General features: G+C 32.3%; 23 protein-coding genes. All 23 read left to right on the forward strand.

Annotated elements, in window-relative coordinates:
• The first annotated feature begins 202 nt into the window (after positions 1–202).
• A complete protein-coding gene (locus tag Hs20B_RS09205; protein ID WP_172357826.1) occupies positions 203–748 on the forward strand; it encodes a hypothetical protein in 546 nt (181 codons plus the stop codon).
• Positions 745–1,080, forward strand: coding sequence for a hypothetical protein (locus Hs20B_RS09210; protein ID WP_172357828.1), 336 nt, complete (start codon positions 745–747; stop codon positions 1,078–1,080). The genes Hs20B_RS09205 and Hs20B_RS09210 overlap by 4 nt, the downstream gene beginning before the upstream one ends.
• A gap of 253 nt (positions 1,081–1,333) precedes the next feature.
• Positions 1,334–1,432, forward strand: coding sequence for a type I toxin-antitoxin system Fst family toxin (locus tag Hs20B_RS09215; RefSeq protein WP_172357830.1), 99 nt, complete (start codon positions 1,334–1,336; stop codon positions 1,430–1,432).
• 1,039 nt (positions 1,433–2,471) lie between these two features.
• A complete protein-coding gene (gene relB, locus Hs20B_RS09220; protein ID WP_172357832.1) occupies positions 2,472–2,765 on the forward strand; it encodes a type II toxin-antitoxin system RelB/ParD family antitoxin in 294 nt (97 codons plus the stop codon).
• A complete protein-coding gene (locus Hs20B_RS09225) occupies positions 2,755–3,081 on the forward strand; it encodes a type II toxin-antitoxin system RelE/ParE family toxin (RefSeq protein ID WP_172357834.1) in 327 nt (108 codons plus the stop codon). The genes relB and Hs20B_RS09225 overlap by 11 nt, the downstream gene beginning before the upstream one ends.
• 237 nt (positions 3,082–3,318) lie before the next feature.
• The gene (locus tag Hs20B_RS09230; protein ID WP_172357836.1) at positions 3,319–5,769 is read left to right on the forward strand and encodes a preprotein translocase subunit SecA; all 2,451 of its coding nucleotides are present in this window, start codon (positions 3,319–3,321) and stop codon (positions 5,767–5,769) included.
• Between the two features lie 225 nt (positions 5,770–5,994).
• Positions 5,995–7,464 carry a toprim domain-containing protein gene (locus tag Hs20B_RS09235; protein ID WP_172357838.1) on the forward strand — a complete coding sequence of 490 codons (1,470 nt, stop codon included), beginning with the start codon at positions 5,995–5,997 and terminating at the stop codon, positions 7,462–7,464.
• Positions 7,465–7,520: 56 nt separating this feature from the next.
• Complete coding sequence (locus Hs20B_RS09240) at positions 7,521–7,919, forward strand: hypothetical protein (protein WP_172357840.1); 399 nt, start codon at positions 7,521–7,523, stop codon at positions 7,917–7,919.
• 84 nt (positions 7,920–8,003) lie between these two features.
• Positions 8,004–8,294: a hypothetical protein gene (locus Hs20B_RS09245; RefSeq protein ID WP_172357842.1), complete on the forward strand. Its 291-nt coding sequence runs from the start codon at positions 8,004–8,006 to the stop codon at positions 8,292–8,294.
• 21 nt (positions 8,295–8,315) lie between these two features.
• Positions 8,316–8,480, forward strand: a complete 165-nt coding sequence (locus Hs20B_RS09250; RefSeq protein WP_172357844.1) for a hypothetical protein — start codon at positions 8,316–8,318, stop codon at positions 8,478–8,480.
• 281 nt (positions 8,481–8,761) lie between these two features.
• Entirely contained in the window at positions 8,762–9,604 is an 843-nt protein-coding gene (locus tag Hs20B_RS09775; protein WP_172357846.1) for a DNA/RNA non-specific endonuclease, read from the forward strand.
• Positions 9,605–9,616: 12 nt separating this feature from the next.
• Positions 9,617–10,939 carry a hypothetical protein gene (locus Hs20B_RS09260; protein ID WP_172357848.1) on the forward strand — a complete coding sequence of 441 codons (1,323 nt, stop codon included), beginning with the start codon at positions 9,617–9,619 and terminating at the stop codon, positions 10,937–10,939.
• A 3-nt stretch (positions 10,940–10,942) separates the two neighbouring features.
• The gene (locus Hs20B_RS09265) at positions 10,943–13,228 is read left to right on the forward strand and encodes a transglycosylase domain-containing protein (protein WP_172357850.1); all 2,286 of its coding nucleotides are present in this window, start codon (positions 10,943–10,945) and stop codon (positions 13,226–13,228) included.
• 18 nt (positions 13,229–13,246) lie between these two features.
• Entirely contained in the window at positions 13,247–13,453 is a 207-nt protein-coding gene (locus Hs20B_RS09270) for a hypothetical protein (RefSeq protein ID WP_172357852.1), read from the forward strand.
• A 197-nt stretch (positions 13,454–13,650) separates the two neighbouring features.
• Positions 13,651–14,220 (forward strand): hypothetical protein, encoded by a 570-nt coding sequence (locus tag Hs20B_RS09275; RefSeq protein WP_172357854.1) that lies wholly within the window; start codon positions 13,651–13,653, stop codon positions 14,218–14,220.
• A 91-nt stretch (positions 14,221–14,311) separates the two neighbouring features.
• Positions 14,312–15,403, forward strand: coding sequence for a hypothetical protein (locus tag Hs20B_RS09280; protein ID WP_172357856.1), 1,092 nt, complete (start codon positions 14,312–14,314; stop codon positions 15,401–15,403).
• Positions 15,404–15,426: 23 nt separating this feature from the next.
• Positions 15,427–15,651 (forward strand): hypothetical protein, encoded by a 225-nt coding sequence (locus Hs20B_RS09285; protein ID WP_172357858.1) that lies wholly within the window; start codon positions 15,427–15,429, stop codon positions 15,649–15,651.
• A 160-nt stretch (positions 15,652–15,811) separates the two neighbouring features.
• The gene (gene ssb, locus Hs20B_RS09290; RefSeq protein ID WP_172357860.1) at positions 15,812–16,324 is read left to right on the forward strand and encodes a single-stranded DNA-binding protein; all 513 of its coding nucleotides are present in this window, start codon (positions 15,812–15,814) and stop codon (positions 16,322–16,324) included.
• Between the two features lie 17 nt (positions 16,325–16,341).
• Positions 16,342–17,028, forward strand: coding sequence for a thioredoxin domain-containing protein (locus Hs20B_RS09295; protein WP_172357862.1), 687 nt, complete (start codon positions 16,342–16,344; stop codon positions 17,026–17,028).
• Between the two features lie 227 nt (positions 17,029–17,255).
• Positions 17,256–18,092, forward strand: coding sequence for a ParA family protein (locus Hs20B_RS09300; protein ID WP_172357864.1), 837 nt, complete (start codon positions 17,256–17,258; stop codon positions 18,090–18,092).
• 26 nt (positions 18,093–18,118) lie between these two features.
• A complete protein-coding gene (locus tag Hs20B_RS09305) occupies positions 18,119–18,490 on the forward strand; it encodes a hypothetical protein (RefSeq protein ID WP_172357866.1) in 372 nt (123 codons plus the stop codon).
• Positions 18,487–18,633: a hypothetical protein gene (locus Hs20B_RS09310; RefSeq protein WP_172357868.1), complete on the forward strand. Its 147-nt coding sequence runs from the start codon at positions 18,487–18,489 to the stop codon at positions 18,631–18,633. Before Hs20B_RS09305 ends, Hs20B_RS09310 begins: the two co-directional genes overlap by 4 nt.
• Before the next feature lie 98 nt (positions 18,634–18,731).
• Positions 18,732–19,061, forward strand: a 330-nt coding sequence (gene tnpA, locus Hs20B_RS09315; RefSeq protein WP_172357870.1) for an IS200/IS605 family transposase, incomplete at its 3' end; no start/stop codon positions are given.

Below are 19,061 nucleotides of genomic sequence, written 5' to 3' on the forward strand. Positions count from 1 at the left end.
GTGAAAAGAGCTATACACGTGTTTCACCACAAACTCGTCCTGTACTTGCTAAAGGACAATCTTTTGCGACACTTAATGCAGAAGTACCAGCTAATCGTATGGCTAAACGCTCATTCTAAAAAAAGAAATAAAAAAAGCCTAATACAAGAAAATTGTATTAGGCTTTTTTTCATTCAAATAGCAGATAGGAGAAATCAAAAAAATGGCAGGATATAAGGGATACAGCATGAGCAACAACGCAGTTGACGCATATAATGATGGCGAAAAGCCATTAAGCAAATGGACAAAAGCAGATTTTGTGGAACATGACGAAAGGTTGAAACCATTTTCGGTTGCATTCCTACGTCAAAAAATTCTGTATCAGAGTAGCTGGCATCACACAAGCAGTCACTACAACAGGACGTATTTCTATTCGTTAATAGATAGAGAACAATACGATATTGATAAGCTAACTAAAAAGTATATAATATACAAAGAGCGTCGTGCTATCGAAACCGCCGAACGAAAAGCAAAAGCCGAGAAAAAAGAAAAGTTGGGATTCGTACCATACGCAATCGTTAGTAAGGCAACATGGGGTGGATCACGTAAGCATCCCCGAATAGAACACTTCACAGACTATGTCATAGACGAAGACTGGCGAACGGAAGACGGAAAGAAATTAAGACAAGCAAATTCTGACGAGATTATCCACTACTTTCCAAAAGCGGAAGAAACTAAAGAAGAGACTAAAAAGAAGAAGAAGAAATGACAATCAAGAGATTCCTCAAAAAATACAAAGACATCATATTGCTAAATATCTATAATTCAGCAATTTTCACTCAGCTCGGCAACTATTCGAGAGCTATTCCAGACAAAATTGATAAAGTGGCAGACCTTCCTGTTAGTCACTCTATATTGCAATTCTTTGGCATAACTTCAACGCATACACTATCAACATTCACTCACAGTTTGCCTTGGGTATGGATTGTTAGCACAATTGTTGTAAGTGTCATTATACACTTTCTAAAAGGCGCCTTGAAAATCATCATCATTGTAGCCTTATTGGCAATTGGACTGCTCGCAATTACTAGAAAAATCTAAAAGCCAATAAAGAATCAACTCTTTGATTCTTTTTTTTGCACACAGTGAACCATCACGCGCGTGACTAAAAGAAAATCATTTTAGGAAATTTCTTTCCAAAATTTTCTTAATGCAGGCTAAAAAAATATCTGCTGGGTTCACTTAAAAAATAATCTGCATGATTCATTTGACAGTGACGAAAACTAGAAATTATTTTGTGATATAATATTCTTTGGCACAAACCCGAATCCCGCCAAGGAGGAGGTGAGTTTCTATGATTCGTGACTTCTGTACGTTGGTCGTTATCCCTTTGTTGGTCGGCGCCCTTGTGGAACTGTTCAGTTATTGGTTGGATAACCGAGATGACGACTAATTTGTGCCACGTGAATCAACCACACGCTAGTCGTCGCAACTAGTGCAAAAAAAGCCAAGAGGGCCCAACCTCTTGGCTTTTGTGTTTCTATGCGTGACTTCTTACGTTTCGCTAAATTCATTATAACATTTTTTTTTAAAAAAATCATTCACAAATACATCTTTCAGGCACGCTGTCAAAATATCCTGCAAGATTCACTTTAAGAAATAACTAGAAAAATTTTCTTCATGGACTAAGCATATGCAAGGTTCACTTAAAAATAAACTCCAGGATTCGCTTTAAAAACAATCTGCAAGATTTACTTTAAAAATATTCTGCAAGATTCACTTAAAAATAAACTGCAAGACTTACTTTAAAAAAATTATCGCCGCACACTCAAAAAAATATCTCAAAAATTAACTCAATGAAAATATCCTGATGAAATTAACTCAAAGAAAATTGCCCCGTTAAAAAATAACTTTAAAAAAATCACTAAAACGAGCACTAAAATAATTCTCAAAGTAATCACTCAAAATAAGTTGTAAGGTGAATAAGGAAATTGTACACGTCTGATTATATTATGTGAGTGGAGCATAAGGGAAAATGCCATACAGCTCTCTTGATAAAATACACCTAAAGGCGCGTGATTTAAAGGATTATAGAGTTTTTAAAATGATACATATAGCAGAGGTTTCATGTCATATTTTTAAAGCAATTTTTTTAGGAATCTCAAGCTAAATGCGTTATTTAACGAATTAACAAAACTGAAAAATAGTTAAATAAGCAAAATAACTATTTAACAAAACCGTAAAATAGTTAAATAAGCAAAATAACGTTTCACCAAATAAGTGAAATAACGAATTAGTGAAACTGAAAAATCGTTAAATAAGGAAAACTTTCAAATAGTTGCCATTCCAAATCCCCTAGATTTTTCAAAAAGCCAGTAAATATTCTTGAAACATGTTGCTACAAGTTACATGAATTTTTTTGCCATTAGATAAACAAGTTACGACTTGTTTATGATATAATTAAAGCAAGTTAACGAAAGGTAAACAACAAAATGGAAACTGTACCAAGAGAAAAAAACCAAACAGTAAGTTTCAAAACTGATTACATCATGTACAAAAAAGTCAAAGAAATTTTTTCAGAACGTGGTTACAACGTTACAGAAATTTTAAACGAGTTGTTTGAGCAAACCGTCAAAAAAAACAATATTCCGTTTCGCACAGAAAAAGATTTCGAGAGAGATACCCTTATCGAAAATCTTCAAGATCAAATCAATCAAAGCGTAGAAAATTATAAAGCAGGTAAAACTATTTCTGAAAGAGATGCGAGGGACAGATTTGGAATATAGAATCGAATATGATCCAAGCGTCTTAGATAAGATTTCAGACATTAGGGATTATATATCAAACGTGCTGCTCAATCCAACAACAGCGGACAAAAGGGTTAAAAATATATTTGATGACATTGAGAAAATCAAATACATGCCAGAGGGTTATCCAAGTGCTGATGAAAAGATAGGCAAACGATTGAGTCAGAAATTTGACACTCGATTCACTTTGATTGTGTCAAAAAAATATATGGTGTTCTTTTTCATTGATAATCAAAGGATTGTCGTTTCGCATTTGCTACCAACTAGCACTAATTACTTTGACCTGTTCATATAACACAAATACTCCAGAGACTGCGAATCTCTAGGGTATTTTTTTGCGCTAGCTGCGACTGCGATGACTAGCGTTTAGTTTTTTTTCACGGGCACGCCTTCTTAATCATTAACATTCTTATCAAGCAAACAAGAATCATCCGCTTTTTCAAATATGAATGATTCGTTTTTTTGGTTAAAACTCTCTATTATTCGCAAAAGTATTTTCGTATAATAATACAATCATAGAAAAGGGGTTTTAATGTTTCTAAAAGACAAATATGACCAATTCACAGAAAGAAAAGTTTTAAAGCAATACAAAAAATTAGTTGAAAAAATACGTCATTATGAAAATAACTATAAACAATTATCTGACAAAGAATTTCAAAAGATCGCATTTCAACTCAAAAAAGACGCCAATGGAAACTTCGATTATATCCACGATGAAGATAAAATAGCTAAAAGTTTTAGTGTTGCATCGGAAGCGGTATTCAGAATTGAAAATAAGCGACCATATGACAGTCAATTGATTGGTGGTTTAGCATTAGCTTATGGGCATATTGCTGAAATGAAAACGGGGGAAGGAAAAACCCTGACAGCTATTTTGCCAACATATTTAATGGCACTACTAGGATACGGATCTCATGTCATTACCGTAAACGAATATCTTGCGCAGCGTGACAGAGATGAAGTAGCAAAAGTATTTGAATTTTTAGGTATGAGCGTTGGGCTTTCTATTAGCACAACACCTAAAGATGAAAAGAAAATCGCATACGAAAGTGACGTTACCTACACAACCAATTCAGAAGTAGGCTTCGATCTATTAAGAGACAACACAACAATCTCAATAGAAAATAAAGTCTTGAGAAAAGAGGGGCTATATTTTGGTATTGTAGATGAATTTGACCAAGTACTTGTTGATGATTCTAAAACACCACTTATATCTGCTATCTCATCTGAAAAAGACCAAAGCATTTATCAACAAACAGATACGTTTATAAAAACATTAAATAATGAAGATTATGAATTTGACGAACTCATGAATCAAATCAGGTTTTCTGACGCAGGCGCTGAAAAAGCAAATAAATATTTTAAAGTAGATAACGTCTACAGTGATAAGAATTATGTTCTATCAAACGCCTTAACTCAATCCTTGCAAGCAAACTATACAATGCAAAAAAATAAAGATTACATTGTAGAGGGTACTGAAATTCTAATTGTCGATATTTCAACAGGACGAGCGCTCGAAGGAAGACGATTACAAAGTGGTTTGCATCAAGCAATAGAAGCTAAAGAAGGTGTCCCTATTCAAGCACCAACGATCACAACTGCGACTATCACCTATAAAAATCTATTCAAAGAATATAAAGTGCTTACAGGTATGACTGGTACCGTTCATTCTATTAAAGATACAATAGAAGAAACCTATGAAAAACAAATCATCAGAATCCCTGTCAATAAAAAAAACAAACGTATTGATTTAACACCTATTATCACAACAAACCAATCAGAAAAAATTCAAACAATCGTTGATTTAGTTATAGAAATAAACAAAACTGCTCAACCGATTTTGATAGGTACTCCTACAGTAACTGAATCAATTATTTTATCCCGTAAATTCGATAATTTAAAAATCAAACATAACTTACTAAACGCAATAGATAACGCCGAAGAAGAAAAAATTATTGCAAGGGCAGGTAAATTTGGTCAAATAACTATTGCGACAAACATGGCCGCTCGTGGTACTGATATTAAAATCAGTGAAGAAGTAGAAAAAATAGGTGGACTGTTTGTTGTTGCTACAACATTCTTTGATAATCAACGTATTGACGATCAGTTAAAAGGACGTGCTGCACGTCAAGGACAAAAGGGCACCTCTATTGTCATAGCAAGTCTTGAAGATGATTTATACAAAACTCATGGAAATGAAGGCTACATTCAAAAGCTAAAAAACAAAAATTATAAACTGACAAAAGTATTTGATTCATGGAATAATCAAATTCGTATCTGGCATACATATGAATTACAAAAAATATCAGAATCTAAAATGGAAAGTTCTCGTAAAAAAGATGACGATATTGAAGACAACATCAACGACGGAAGCAAATTCATCTACGATCTCCACAAACAAATCGCTAAATTCAACAGCTATGCTGAACTATTTCAATTTGAAACTGACGAAATAGATAGAATTAACGAAGTAAACTATATCTCTAAAAAAGAAATACAAACCGCACCGTCAAATTCTGCATCAATTGATATGAGCTTAATCAAAAATCCAGACTTAGTTTTGTTCACAAATCAATCTAAAAGAAGCGTCTATGATAATCTCGTTATTCTAGCTAAACTTGAAGAAGACATTCAATTAAATGATCTTGAAACATCAACTGAAAATTTAACTGAATTTGAATCGCAAAAACAAATGATTTCAAAAACTATTAACAAAGTTTGGCAAGAAAAACTTGAACAATTACTTCTATTAAAAGACGCTGTAAATTTACGAAGTTATGCCCAAGTAGTTCCTAAAGACGAATTTCTAAAAGAATTCCTTCTAGTAATGGATACTTGCTTACTGGAAATATTCACTAAAAGTAATTATAAACTGCAAATTGCACTTAACAGTTATGCTGCAAACGTTACTCAATCAAATAGAATTATCAAAACAGAAGTTAAAACATCTAAAAGAATCAATCGAAAAATACACATACTATGAAATGTGTTGCACAATAAAGTGAGCGTTGCTCACTTTTTTCCTAAAATGATACTGAAATTAGCAATTCCAAATTTCAGTTTCATTCATTCAGAAGAAAAAAATTAAGGCAGGATCTAGTTTTGACCAAATTAAAAATGATAGTAAAAAAATTCAAGGAATGGATAAATTCGCCATTTTCAATTGATGACTATAATGAAAAAATCGAATCACTAGAGGTGCTCTGAAATGGATTTTGAAACACTTAAACAACAAGCAAAAAGAAAAAACATCCTTTCAGTAGCTGAAACACTAGGACTAACAATAAAGAAAGTAGGTAAAACATATAAAACAGTAGAGCATGACTCGCTTGTATTAGACACTAACGTCAATATGTACTATTGGAACTCAAGGCAAGAAAGTGGCGATCCCATTCAACTTTTGCAAAATGAAGAAATAGGTGAAGGCTTATCCTTTCAGGAAGCAGTCTATAAGCTCAATGATATGGAACTACCAGAAGCAGTAACTATTGAAAATCAAATCTATCAACCATTTGAATATGAAGTTGACGAAGATGTTTCAATAGAAGAACTTAAAAAGTATCTTCATGATGCTCGTGGCATTTCCTATGAAACAATTCTTGAAATGATTGATCGTAAGATTATTGCCCAAGGAGAATTTTTGCTAAATGGTATTATGCAAAAAGTAATCATTTTTAAGTTTACTTATCAAGGAGAAATCACAGGGGCTTCTATTAAGAGTACACTACCAGAAAAAACTAAATCAAAAATTTTAGCTAATTCTGACGGAAGCACAGCCTTAAATTTTAAAATAGGTAATCCAAATAAAATCATTGCATTTGAAGCACCAATCGACATGCTATCATATTATGATCTCTATAAAAAAACTTTAACAGACGTTTTGTTAGTAGCTATGGAAGGTTTCAAAGAAAAAGTTATTTCAACCTACATCTCAGAAATTGTAACAAATAAAAAAATGAATAGAGATGCGCGTGAGAATTTTTTAGAAATGACTGAGTATACCTATGACATTCCAAATATGCCCGAAGTACACTTAGCAGTTGATAATGATAAAGCAGGTCGAAGCTTTATAAAAAAAATGCAAAAAAATTATCCTAAGCTGAACATTGTTGATGCAAAACCAGAACTTCCAGAAAAAAGAAATAAAGAAAAGCTTGACTGGAACGAATTCTTAATCATGCAGCCTACAATGAAATTTATAAAATCTAAGCTGAAAACAAATCAAAAAAGCAATTTTTCAAAAACTATTAAAAATAGTCAAACAATAATTACATACAAAATAAATGGTAGTGATTACTTACCAATTACATCTGAAAAAGAATACTATCAGATTATTGTTCAAGATGAAGATGCAAATTTTGATGATGACGAAAAGAAAATCACGATAAACTTTCAATATAGTGAAAACGACAATACCCAAACACCATTCTTTATTGGCAAAGGATACGATTACAATAAAGAAATCTATGAAAACTTACGTGCAGAATTACCCTTTAAACACAAAATTACAAAAGAAAATATCGAAGACGTAATTTTTCAAAACACACTAAAAAACAACATTTTAGTTCAGATTAAAAACACAAACAACATACAAGAAAACCCGTACGCTTATACATCAGAAAAGGAAATTTTGATAAAACCAATTATAGAATCAATCATTAACATTCTAAAAAAATGAAAACACAAATTTTTTTGATATAATAAAGGGGAAGAAAATAGAAAAGAGAAAAGAAAATGGAAGACTTTACAAACAACAAAATTGAATTAAGCACTGAAAGAGCATTACTCATTGATACATGGAAGCATCATCATGGTCAAAGATACCGTACTGATAGCAACGAAACAATTGAAGCAGACGACTATCTCAAAGAACAAGTAGATAATTATGGAAAAATGCTAAAAGAACTTGGTGTAAGCATTGCTAGACAAAGAGAAGCACTTGATCTTAAACCTGAGCTTGACACACCATCTAAAAAACCAAAAGTACCAGAATACGTTGAGCCTGACTGGGAAGAAATTGAAAGAGAACAAGATGATAAGTGGGCAGAAATGCGTAGCGCAATGCCATCATCTTATTTTGGAAATGGTAACGGCGGCCTTTATGATGATGACAACATGGATCAAGGATACTAAAAAAATAAGCTAAAAGTAGGTTTCTTACCTACTTTTTTTGTTGTACAATTACTAAAAAGTCACTTAAAGAAGGAAAGAAAAACAATGACACAAAACGACAAGTTCTCAAAAGCTAAAAAGAAAAACACACCTCAACTGACAGAAACTCAACAAAAAAATATTGACTATATTACTCAAAAAATAATGAAAAATCTTCCGATGGTAATAATTATAGAAAATGATGAAGAAAATGGAACTGACATCATAAGTCAAGGTTTGTCGCCAGAAGAAATGGCCGTCACACTCGTACAGGCTTCTACAAATTTCATGGACTATATTGGAATGACAGATGAAAATGTGATTGATCTACTCGGGAAAAAAAGAAAAAATAAATAACCAAAAGAAAAAAGGATGCTCATGCTAAACGAAAATGGTAAAGAATCAACTAAAAGTAATCAAAGTAATAATTTCACTAAACTAGGAAAACCGTTTAAGGCCAATTATCAAAAAATCGAAATCGTAACAATTAACGGTGAACCTCGCGTTAGACAACTGTCAACTGGAAAAATCATGCGCAAATAATAGGCAACGAATATGTGTTTTCATGTTGCAAAAGAGGACAAATTTTGTCCTCTTTTTTTCACTCAACTTGCGTAATTTTTCACAAAATTTTGAGCTAAAAGTAACTAGAAAAAGAAATGATAAAAATATAAAATTAAGTACAGAAACTATAAGAAAGAAAATTTCAATGCCAACTAGTCAAAAAGCAAAAAAAGTAAACCTAAACAAATCATTCTACCAAAGGTTCTTAGAAACATCTATTTGCAAGAACAATCAAGAAAATACAGAGGTAAAATAAAAAAATGGTAAAAAGAACAACAAAACAACTCGTAACATTATCAGCAGCAGTCTTAATTGGATTAGCAGGAACAGTTGGAAAACCCTACATTAAAGAACATACACAAGGTATCCAAAACTACCTAAACAGCAAACTAGCACCTGTAAAAGCTAAGCTTGCAAACAACACGCAGCAATCAGCAATCACACCTCAAACAGCTAGCAAAGCTTCTGAAGGACTTCAAGAACAAAAACCATTATCCTATACAGGTCACAAACAATTTGTAATGTCCGCTACCGATCAATATGGCAGAGCGGTAGATAGTCACATTCAACTACAAGCAAGTGACGAACCTGGTCATAATGGACAATCACGCGCACCTTTAACCTACAATCCTGTAGGTTGGCATAATTACAAATTAAGCTATGACGATAATGGTAAAACAGGCAAAGCGTGGTTGTTCGACCGAGGGCATCTAGTAGGGTATCAATTTAGTGGCGTCAATGACGAACCTAGAAATTTAGTTCCTGAAACAAGTCAGCTAAACAAAGGAAACATTGCTCATATGGATAGTGGAAATGATAAAGCAATGTTATTCTATGAAAACAGACTCGATTCATGGTTAGAACTACACCCTAATTACTTCTTAGACTATCAAGTAACACCAATCTACACAGGGAGCGAATTACTACCTAGACAAGTCCGTTTGGCTTATGTAGGTGTAGATTCTAAAGGAAATCACTTGCAGATTAAACTAGGGGGAAGTTTAGAAGAACAAGGGAATGATGATGCAACTGTCGTTGTTCTTGATAATGTATCTTCTAACGCAACTATTGATTATGCGACAGGAATGGCAACACAAAAATAGAAAGGAGTTCTATTGATCGACAAGAAAAAAGTTATCAAGTACAGTTTATATAGTGCTTTAGCAATAACTTTAAGTTATTCAGTTATAACAACTGCTAAAACATATACTGAATATAAATCTAAAACACACCATATTTTTAAAGAAAAAAATTTGATTATATCTGAAAAAGACTTTACCGATTTTAAAGCTTTTCTTAAAGCTAACCCTGATATGAAATCTATCAGTGACGTTAATGATATATTTACTAAAAACATCTCGCAAAAAGAATCTACAAAAGAAACGCTGAAAGAAATCGCTAATAAAGCAGCTATTAAAAATGCTTTAACAAATATTAGCGACAATCAAAAAATAAAAGAAGTCAATACACAAAATGATACTCAAATTATCAACCTGTCAAATGAACTCTTTAAAAATCTATATAGAGATAATTCCATCAGTACTACTTACTATCAAACTATCAGTGTCATTTTGAAAGATTATTTTAAAGGTAAAGAATTTGCCGATTCGCCTGCAATTATTACTTTAAGCAATAATGTTTCTATATTAAGTAGCGTTCTAACGGCTTACAGTAATGCTAAAAGCCTAAATTCAAAGAATGTATCTGCACCAATTTCTGCAAGTTTTGATTCGCCAAACGCCTCTTTCAATAAAACGTTTAACGGAAAAATTACTGAATATAATCAAAAAAGTCAAAAAGTAATTGATTCAAAAACAATTATTGAAAATGTTAAAACAATCAAGTCTTTAAATAATAAATATCAGATTGTAGATACGGGTAATGACGTAGCAAGCCTATCACAAAAAGGAATAAAAAAAGGCGATACCATAAGTGATGTATTTAAAATAACTGATATACAAGTTTTCTTCCTTAGTAACGATCTGCAAACATATTCTAAAACCCCTGCAACTCTAAATAATGATGAAGTGAAATTAGCTATGACACTTACTAAAGGTTTAGACAGGGAACGATCAGGACTCTACACACAAGAAGGATCAAAGTTCACAGACGGTGTATATTTAATTCCAACAGGTACAACAATAAATCTTACTTATAGATATTACTTTGGATACAACCTACGAGGATTTTATAAAGTTGAATACGCTGATGAATACAATAAAATGCAAGCAAGTCAAGCGATAGAACAATCTAAAAAAGCATCATCAGCATCAAGTTTATCTGAAAGTATTTCTAAAAGTATTGAACAAACGTCTAAAGAATCTTCTAATTATAGTGAGTCAACAACAGATACAAGTAACAATGTTTCTAATGACAATTCAGATTCAACGTATGGTGCGCGTGATACAACAACAAGTCAAGATAATGTAGGTGAGTAGCGTATGAAAAAGAAAAAAATATCAAAAGCACTTTTAAAATACATGAAATATTTTCTGATTGTTATTGTGCTAGGAATTTCATTAGTAGCAATCTTTGTTACTAAATACATCAAGCAAAATAACATTATTGAAGATACCAGTAATTTCCAAAGACAACTTAAATATAATTACAGTGAAAAATTTCCCAATACTTATATTTATGATGATAAAGGACAATTACTTTCATATGATACCGAAAAACCCTATTTGGATTACATTAAACTAAAAGACGTACCTCAACTATATAAGACAGCTTTAATTGATACAGAAAACAAGAATTTCTTTACGGAAAAGGGTGTCTCTGTAAAAGGTATTGTTAAAGCTGGTGTATCAGTATTTCAGTCTAAAATACTGAAAAAACAGGTTGAATTAGTTGGTGGATCAACAATAGACCAACAACTTGTTAAAAATTTCTATTTTTCAACCAATGATAAAGATAAAACCATAGATAGAAAATTCAAAGAAATCATTATGAGTTACACCATGAATCAACACTTTACAAAAAATGATATTCTTGAAAAATATATCAACATTGTTTATTACAATGAAAATGCCATTGGTACTAACTCAATATCAGAAATTTATTTTGGAAAAAAACTATCAGAATTGACTGATAGAAGTCCTCAGACAATTGCAAAAATAGCTTATCTTTCAGGTCTGAACCAAAACCCAACAGCTTATAATCTATATACGCATCCTAAAGCTGCTAATGAAAGAAAAGATATTGTTCTTGGTATATTACTAGCTAATAAAAAAATTGATAAAAAAGAATACAATTCAGCAAAGAAAATATCAATTGAAAAATTAGCTCAACCAAGATTTAGTTTTACTCAAAAGATTGCCGAAAACAAGCAAAAATATCGAGGATATATTAATGTTATCAATTCTGAAAGCAAAGATTACATCAATGGAAATGACGCAAAACAAGCTATTAAGATTTATTCCTACTTTAACAAAGCACAGCAAGATAAAGCACAGAGCATTGTAGACAATAATACGACTTATCAAGATAACGAACAGCAACTTGCTGCATCAATTACAAGAGACAATAACATTCTTGTCGCAAGCGTTGCAGGTCGAAGTAACAGCAAAGATTACCTAGATAGAGCAAACCAAAACACACGTTCTAGCGGATCATCAATGAAACCAATTATCGACTATGCACCATTATTTGATAAAACAAACCTGCCTACCAATACAACTTTCTCAAGCTCAAGATTTCCATATGACGCAAACAGTTATGCAGATAACTATGGTGGCTATACTTATGGTAACGTCACTTTAAACACTGCTTTACAGTTATCGCTTAATACACCTGTATTAAGATTCTTTACTCAATATCTAAACGTTGATACGATAAAAAATACGCTTGAAAATATGGATATACACGCTCAAAAGACTTACGATATTACAAATACTTTAGGTGTTAATGTATCCACGCTAAATCAAGCAAGTGCCTACCGTACCTTAGCAAATTTAGGTAAATATACACCTGTTAAATCTATTCAAAGAATTACTGCTAACGATAAAGAAATTTATAACGTCACTGCAAATCAAACTTCAAAAACCATCTACAATCCCTCATCGGCTTATGTAACTTTAAGACTTATGGAAGGTACAACTCAAAGCAACATGAGTGCACCTCAAGCAGCCTTACAGCTAACAGGATATGCAGTGAAAACAGGATCAGTTGCCTATGACCAAAGAGTATTTGGTTACGACGTTCCAGGTGGCAGCGATAGTTGGACAGCAGCGACCACAAAACACTTCACAGCAAGTGTATGGACAGGTTACGATAAGCCAAATCAAGCAGGTCACTGGATAAATGACAATACCGACACAGCTCAGTACGTTGTAAAAGACCTTATTAGTCAATTTTCTAATGGGAGCGATACAAGTCAGTGGGCACAGCCAAACAACGTTAAAACGATTTACGACGCAGGTGTCAACTCGCAATTTGCAATTACAGGAGCACCTAGTCAGCCTAAGTTAAACAAAACTGTCAATATTGATATAAGTAGCATTGACAACAATCCACTTAAAGTAATTAAAAGTTTAAATGAAATACCTAAAACAACTTACAATTATTCTAAAAGCGATTATAAAGAAATCCTAAACGCAACTTCAAATAAATCTGACAGTGACGCTTATAACGAAATTAAAGAACTATTGCCAGCGGAAGGTAAGTTTACAGGAAATATTGACGATAACACTATTGATAAACTCAAATCTCTTAAAATAATTAAGTAACATCTGAAAGGTCGAATCATGATAGAAAAAACTAATTATCAACTCTTGCTAGAAATTTTCAAAGACGAATCTGAAAGAACTATTGCTATGATGAAGACAGAAGATTACTCTGAAAGTGAGATTCATCACTTATATGAAACGCAAAACCGTCTGTACAACCTAATTAACACAGGTATGTTTGTAGACGGTCAATCAAAAATTAATTTCAGTATTTTTGATAACTAAATTTGGAAAAATAAATTGTCGGTTTTACCGACTTTTTTTTCTTTTAGAATAGCTTTTTGATTCGTTTTCTAAAACACTTTTCACTTAACAATAAGTGCTAAAAGTGTAGTTAAAATTGGATTCTAAAAGGATAAACTAGAAAGGAAACACGTACACTTCGTAGTTATCAGCTAATTCATCAAAGAAAGGAAAATTATATGCCAAACCCAAAATACTATTTAGCAGACCCCGAAAAATTTTTAGATAACATGCACTACCAAGATCTTGAAGAATTTTTTCAGGAAACAGCAAAAACAATGAACAAAATTTTTAAAAACATCACATATGCTTACAAGAATTTGATTTGTGTTGATGCTGACCAAAATTCTTCCCTAGGATACAGTTATTCTATCAATTTTAAGTTTTTTAAAAAGTGGGAAGAAAAGCTTAATGAACATGAAAAAAGTCTCTATGGGGAAAATCATAAATATATCCTCTATTACCACTTTCCATCAGATACATCTGAAAACAGTGATATAGCACGTACTATATTCGAGACAAAAAAAGATGCGTTTGACTGGATTTTCTATGACATAGACGAAGGATATTTTGATCTAAATGAATTTGAGGAAAAAGCAAAGGATGTTTTCACTAAAACTACTAAAAATAGAAATATAGAAGCACTGTTAGAAAAAATGAGCGACTATACAGATCGTATTACCATTAGCTATAGCAATGATTGGTACTACGAAATCATTGAGCTACCAAAAGGAAAGAAAGCAGACTAAACGTTGCAACCGCATCAGAAAAAGCAGAAATTAAAAAGAAATACGAAAATCAACACAAAAAACCAAAAAACAATAAAAAGGAAAACTAAAAATGGATTTTAACAAACAACTTCAAGAAACACAACAATCGCAAACAAAACCAACATTGGATACAAGCAATCTTCTGTTTGACGCAAAAGAAGGCAAATTTGGCATTCAACTACACGATCAAAATTATGTCCCTTTTGGCAACAATTCAAATCAAGAAGCATCACCAACAACGCCAATTAAATACGCAACAATTTTTCTACTAGGATCATATGATGATTTAGTTAGTGCACAAGTAAGCTCAGCTCTAGTTAAGTACAATTCAACAGCATTTACAAACCAAACTGACCCAATCGAACTCTATAAGCATACCTCACAGCGAGACGCTCAAGGTAAATTTTCAACAGTTACTGAAACGATTGCTTTTGACACATACCGTAATATTAAATCTAGCCGTCCAGACTTGAAACAATTAACTAAGTACCGTAAAACATTACTCGGATATTTAGTAGCAATTGACGGGAACCCAATTGATTTTAGTGGTACAAATCCACTAGGTCTTACAACACCACTTGTAAAATTTTCTACTAAAGGAATAAACCTTAATCGTATTTTTGAATCAGGAAGTGAACTAGGCACGAACTACCTTACAATTTTGGCAAAACAAGAACAAGTAACAACCGATTATGGTTCATTTTATGCTTTAAATTATATGTCTGCACGTCTAACAGAAGATAATCAAACCCCATCTATAGAATCACAATCTGTTTTCGCAAATAAAATTATCGCTCAAGAACTTAAAACAACTATTGAAGACCCCCAATTTGTAGCTAAAGCTGGTCAATACCTTGATACTTATAATAATAAGGTAAACGACTTTATTCGTAAGTTGACAACTATTGATCAGTCTGTTACACTTGACAAATCAACACAAACAAATGCTATTCAACAATCAACAGTACCTATGAATCACCCGTTTTCAGAAACAAGACGTCAACCTGTCCAAGAACAAGTTCAAAGTGACCCGTTTGCGGAATTAAAGCAACAATCACAAGTAAACCAACAACAATCAGCACCTACTGGAAACGACCCACTATTCAACTCGGAACCACCAGCAAACGATTTTCCAACATTTAACGACGGACTTCCGTTCTAATAGATTAAGAAGTAGAGGGAAAAATGAAAACTTATAACTATGATGAAATTAGTGAAGACTGGTTCTATCTCACAACTCCATACGGTTCCGATGATAGCAAAGATAATTGGTACACTGTGAAAGAACTTGTAGCATTGGATATTAACAAATTCCCTGACGCTGGCGTCACACCTTCACGAGATAACAAAAAAGATTATGAAAATGATAGGGTTTTGCTAACTGAATTCCTAAAGCACATTAACTTCTAAACTATACGATTAGTCGAAGTGTTCGTGAAATCAACTTAAGCTATTTGGAAGAAATTCCTAATGGCTTTTTTTGTTAAATCAATAGCTGAAAGTAGGTTGAAAATTTGTAAACATTTTCGTAAACTGAACTATATCAAAAAAAAGAAAAGAGAAAACACAAATGATTAATAATGTAACACTGGTAGGGCGTCTTACTAAAGATCCTGAATTAAAATACACACCCTCAAATCAAGCAGTTGTCAGTTTTACACTTGCAGTAAATCGTACATTCAAAAATGCAAACGGCGAACGAGAAGCAGATTTCATCTCAATTGTTATCTGGCGAAAATCAGCAGAAAACTTTGCTAACTGGGCAAAAAAAGGTTCCTTAATTGGTATTACAGGTCGCATTGCAACACGTAACTACGATGATGCTCAAGGACGTAAAGTCTATGTTACAGAAGTAGTAGCAGACAACTTCCAAATGCTTGAAAGCCGTACACAACGTGACGGAAACACAGGTCAAGCAACAGCACAGACACAAACTGCAGGTTTCAATCCGTCTAACATTACATCAAATTCAAACGGTGGTTTCACAACTGGAAATAATCCAACACCTGATTTTGGACGCAACAGCAATCCATTCACTGATGCTTCCCCAATAGAAATTAACGACGAAGACTTGCCATTCTAATCTTTAAGGAAAATATTTTGACAAAAAAAAATAAACAAAATCAATACAATAAAATTATAGCCACTTTATTTGTAAGTTTAGCTATCACATTGTTGCTAAAAGTTAATAACTATATACTTGATAATAAATTTTATTTTTATATCAATTTTGAACATAGCCCTTTACCAGTCATAAATTATGTCATGAATTTTTTCTCAGTAACAACAGGTATATTTGCATTAGGTATACTATTTCTAAACGCACTTGAAACTAACAAGTTTTTATCAAAAATAAAAATTTATGGATTATACTTAGTAATAGCATTTATCGCAACCTTTGGCGCACCAAGACAGACAAATAATCTTCAAACTTTTTCAAATAACTTATTTCCAAAAAGTTCACAGGTATTTGAAGCAAACAAAGTAAAAGACCCAACTAACATAGTTTTTTACAAACTTGACTGTCCATACTGTCAGAAAGCCATTCCAGCATTACTTAAAGAAATGGATTCAGAAAATATCTCTAATAGTAAAGTTATGTTTGTAGACGCTAATAGTAAATTTGGTAAAGACCTTGCTAAAAAAATGAGTATCGAATCCGCGTCAACAGCTTATTTCTTTGAAAATGGCATTCCTAAAAAGATGCCTTTAGCAAGAAAAACTGAAAGTGGTAAATTTAAAGCAAATACTGAAAATATCAAGACGTTTGTGAAATCAATTAATTAATCTGCTAGTGAATCACTAACAACATCAAAAAAACGTATACACAGTTTGTTGCGTTTTTTTCTTTTCTAGTATATAATAAAAAATATAGAAATAAACAAATATATAAAGAAAGAAATATAAAAAGAAAGAAATACAAAAACCCAATAACAATCAAACAACAAAATAAATAAATATAAAAAAGTGTAAACAAAAAAAGAACAAACGCACAAACAGTAGAAAGGAAATTTATGCTAAAAAATGAAAAAAGCAACACAAAAAAACTAACAGATACTTTTAAAGTATTAACTTCAAATATTAACAAAGGAGGTACTGGTAAAACAGCCTTTCTGTACAACTTCGCTTACTACCTTTCAGAAAAAGGGTTCAAAGTTCTTGTAATTGATACTGACGATTCCAAAAACTTGACCAATCTTTATGAAGATAAATTTGAAGATAACTTTGAAGAAATTAAAACAGAAAATACTGTAATGGCATTGTTCAATTCTGACCTTGAAAAGGTCGTTGAACCTTTAAAACTTACTGAAAACATCGACCTAATTGCTGGAGATAAAAAACTGGAAAATTTCAAAAAGATTCTCGTTTCCAAAATCAATCGCGAAAAGATTTTAGTAAGTTGGCTATCAGATAACTATGATGAGCTACTTGAAAATTACGATTACATTTTGATTGACAGTGAAAATTCTCAAGATGACATTGTTGTAAATACCCTACTTGCAAGTGACCTTGTAATTGGTGTTGCAGAAAGCTCTGACAATTCAGTATATGCAATCAATGACTTACAGCAATTTATCTCACAACTTGATAAAGCCTTTAATGTTGATATTCAATATAAAATCATTGGCAATAAAATTGATACACGTGAAAAATCATCAAAAGATTTAATTAGTGCCTTAGAAGAAGTAGAAGGAATTAAAGAAAACTACCTTGGATATATTCCTAAAAAAACCGCATTTCAATCATCAAATACAATCTATGAAGCACCACGTAAATCAAATAATCTTGATACAATTATTCATATCAATAAATTGTTTAAATCAATAAAAGAAATTCTTGACAAAGCTTAATCAAGCAAAATAGAAAGTAGGATACTATGGCTAACAGATTCGCAAACAAACTAAAAACAGCAGATGAAATCATTGAAGAAACACCTTTAGAAACAATTTCAAAGGTTTCCGAAAAACCTAAAACTGCTCAAAAAACAAAAGAAATTAAAGAACAAACGGCACTATCCGATAGCGAACAATTTATTAAAAGTATAAATAAAAACGCAGTAGAAAAAACAAAAAAAACAGTCTACGTTACTACAGATTTCTTTAATAAAATCAATTTTCTAAAAACACAGACAGGGATTAAAGTAATTCCTATTCTTGATGAAATGATTGAAATTTATTTAAATAATAAAGACGGAGAAATTCGCAAACTAATTAGTGAAGAACAAGCAGAATTAGCTAAAAGATTATGACAATCACGAAACAAGAATTTACTGAAATTCTATCAAAACATAACATCATTGCACCAAGTTATGGCATGGACGTTCTCGTCAGAACAGCGCACCATTCAAGTGCCATTGAACCTACATTGACTGCAATCCCCTTTCCTCTATAGGGAGGGGTCAAAAGTCAACCAAACCTGAGCGTAAGCTCAGCTCTTCTTTTGATGTTTAAAATTTGCACCATTCAGTATTGTAGTGTATAATTCTATATATGACAAGAGAATTTGATAGAAATAACCATTCAGTGTTTTTGCTTAACTATCACATGATAATGGTGACGAAATATCGCAGAATGGTTATTAACGATGAAGTTTCAAATCGATTACGTGAAATATTTGAGCGAATTGGAAAATCTTACGAGATAAGCATAGAAGAATGGAATTCAGATGGCGACCACGTACATGTTCTGTTTAGAGCAAAACCGCAATCTGAATTACGCAAATTCATTAACTCGTATAAATCCGCAAGCTCACGACTAATCAAAAAAGAATATTCAGAGATTAGACAAAAGCTATGGAAAGAAATGTTTTGGTCTCAATCG

Source organism: Pseudolactococcus insecticola, assembly GCF_011170065.1.
Classification (GTDB): Bacteria; Bacillota; Bacilli; order Lactobacillales; family Streptococcaceae; genus Pseudolactococcus; species Pseudolactococcus insecticola.

Coding starts and splice junctions, on each gene's coding strand:
- Hs20B_RS09280 (WP_172357856.1), top strand. CDS start 14,312: ATGGATTTTAACAAACAACTTCAAGAAACACAACAATCGCAAACAAAA.
- Hs20B_RS09245 (WP_172357842.1), top strand. CDS start 8,004: ATGACACAAAACGACAAGTTCTCAAAAGCTAAAAAGAAAAACACACCT.
- ssb (WP_172357860.1), top strand. CDS start 15,812: ATGATTAATAATGTAACACTGGTAGGGCGTCTTACTAAAGATCCTGAA.
- Hs20B_RS09215 (WP_172357830.1), top strand. CDS start 1,334: ATGATTCGTGACTTCTGTACGTTGGTCGTTATCCCTTTGTTGGTCGGC.
- Hs20B_RS09275 (WP_172357854.1), top strand. CDS start 13,651: ATGCCAAACCCAAAATACTATTTAGCAGACCCCGAAAAATTTTTAGAT.
- Hs20B_RS09230 (WP_172357836.1), top strand. CDS start 3,319: ATGTTTCTAAAAGACAAATATGACCAATTCACAGAAAGAAAAGTTTTA.
- relB (WP_172357832.1), top strand. CDS start 2,472: ATGGAAACTGTACCAAGAGAAAAAAACCAAACAGTAAGTTTCAAAACT.
- Hs20B_RS09235 (WP_172357838.1), top strand. CDS start 5,995: ATGGATTTTGAAACACTTAAACAACAAGCAAAAAGAAAAAACATCCTT.
- Hs20B_RS09300 (WP_172357864.1), top strand. CDS start 17,256: ATGCTAAAAAATGAAAAAAGCAACACAAAAAAACTAACAGATACTTTT.
- Hs20B_RS09205 (WP_172357826.1), top strand. CDS start 203: ATGGCAGGATATAAGGGATACAGCATGAGCAACAACGCAGTTGACGCA.
- Hs20B_RS09265 (WP_172357850.1), top strand. CDS start 10,943: ATGAAAAAGAAAAAAATATCAAAAGCACTTTTAAAATACATGAAATAT.
- Hs20B_RS09305 (WP_172357866.1), top strand. CDS start 18,119: ATGGCTAACAGATTCGCAAACAAACTAAAAACAGCAGATGAAATCATT.
- Hs20B_RS09270 (WP_172357852.1), top strand. CDS start 13,247: ATGATAGAAAAAACTAATTATCAACTCTTGCTAGAAATTTTCAAAGAC.
- Hs20B_RS09285 (WP_172357858.1), top strand. CDS start 15,427: ATGAAAACTTATAACTATGATGAAATTAGTGAAGACTGGTTCTATCTC.
- Hs20B_RS09775 (WP_172357846.1), top strand. CDS start 8,762: ATGGTAAAAAGAACAACAAAACAACTCGTAACATTATCAGCAGCAGTC.
- Hs20B_RS09210 (WP_172357828.1), top strand. CDS start 745: ATGACAATCAAGAGATTCCTCAAAAAATACAAAGACATCATATTGCTA.
- Hs20B_RS09310 (WP_172357868.1), top strand. CDS start 18,487: ATGACAATCACGAAACAAGAATTTACTGAAATTCTATCAAAACATAAC.
- Hs20B_RS09240 (WP_172357840.1), top strand. CDS start 7,521: ATGGAAGACTTTACAAACAACAAAATTGAATTAAGCACTGAAAGAGCA.
- Hs20B_RS09250 (WP_172357844.1), top strand. CDS start 8,316: ATGCTAAACGAAAATGGTAAAGAATCAACTAAAAGTAATCAAAGTAAT.